1 protein-coding gene and 1 pseudogene are annotated in these 1,604 nt (G+C 39.1%); both read right to left on the bottom strand.

Features of this window, described 5'->3' with window-relative positions:
* The coding region (locus tag ACO1B7_RS18580) for a type II toxin-antitoxin system HipA family toxin (protein WP_423090479.1) at positions 1-1,029 on the bottom strand (1,029 nt) is incomplete at its 3' end.
* A 335-nt stretch (positions 1,030-1,364) separates the two neighbouring features.
* Positions 1,365-1,604: pseudogene (locus ACO1B7_RS18575) on the bottom strand (aromatic ring-hydroxylating dioxygenase subunit alpha); the annotation flags it as partial.

Below are 1,604 nucleotides of genomic sequence, written 5' to 3'. Positions count from 1 at the left end.
CGGCGCAAAATCAAATAATGGGGTTAGTTGAATGATTCCATTATTGAAACGTTGAATCGCTGTATTACGGGTATGATTGTCTTTATTGCCTAAAGCGACATTGGCAAGATCACGCTTCAAATATTCAAAGATTTCCTGTTTTGGTTCAGTACAGCATTGCATCAACAGGCTACAGATCTGGTTATGGGTCATTCTTACCCCAAAACCGGCTTTTCCTCCCAGAGAAGCAATACTTTCCTGGGCAATTCTTTCAACCTTCCCATCGCTGACTTTACGGTCAAATCGGGGAATAAATAAAGTCTTACCATGCAGCTCCAGTTCCTGATGAACACGAAGTCCCAGGTATTGGGCAATTTTCATATATAAGGCTTCGTGCATCAAAATTTTATCTAGATTCTGATCACTGCCACGACTGAATTTCACCAGCCAATGCTGTTTGACCTGATCATCTGTCAGCGTGTGATCCAGATAGAACAGGTCATCGTGACCTTGGGTCAGCAGTAATTTTGGCCACTCGCCCTGAATACCAGAAGAACCGGCAATAAAAAGTCCATAAGAGGCCAAGGATTCAATAAATTTTTCTTGACGTTCTACGACTTGGTCCAGACTAAAGCCATGATTCTGCTGAACAGGGAACTGCCCCTGTAGCCATTCATAAGCCTCTTTAATCCGTAAATTACCAATCGGATTGCCTGCACCCGCTTTTAAAAGCGCCCAGTCTGCTTGTTCCTGAGTATTTTCAGAAAAATTAAGCTGACGGAGTAATTCTTTACGACCATAACCTTGAGGTAACAAATCCATCAGGAAGGCCGGCCAGGTAGATTGCAAGGTATTTTGCACATTTACTGGTAAATGATAGGCTAGCGCATGCCCATCGCTTAGGTTCATATAAGAAATAGCATATTCAAATAGATATGATGTGCGCGTGGCTGCTTGCCATCCAGTTTGTTGTTGACCGACAATCTCAACAATAGCGCAATCCAGCCATTCATCTTCCTGATAAACCTGCAGTGTGCAATATTGATCCATAATTTTATTAAAATAGTAAAGTAAAGTGATTTTATTTATTATATACCTATTTTAATAAAAAACTAATTTTATCTTCTAAAAGTTCTTTACCATTCTAAAAGGCCTTTCTTCACTAGAATACAAGACCCATGAGGCTATATAACAAGATGTATCCTGATAGAAATCACGATATAACCCAATTCATCCAAAAATAAGTTTGGGCTAAAAGACCTACATCGACATATAGCTTATAAATTTAATAATCCTGTAATTTTTTAAATATCTGGGGATATCTAGCCCTTACTACCTATAACTGCTTTTCTTTTGAATAAAATTTTAAGCAGTAAATAAAGGACTCAATCCCTGTTTGCCAGTAATTTTCGGTACATGCTTGAACTCCGATCTGCCGGAAAATGCGCTTCTAAAGATAAATCCAGAGGTAAATATTCAGGTTTCTGATTTTCTACAATCACACGATCTTCCTCGAAAATTTTCATATTGAATGCATAGGCATCTTCAACCGGTAAATCTTTATCATAATTGCGGCAAATAGGCGCAAAAAGTCGTGTTGAACGTGCAGTCATCGGTGAAGCCGC

The organism is Acinetobacter lwoffii (genome assembly GCF_049367455.1).
Lineage (GTDB): Bacteria > Pseudomonadota > Gammaproteobacteria > Pseudomonadales > Moraxellaceae > Acinetobacter > Acinetobacter lwoffii_W.
This window is presented reverse-complemented; position numbering and strand designations above follow the sequence as displayed.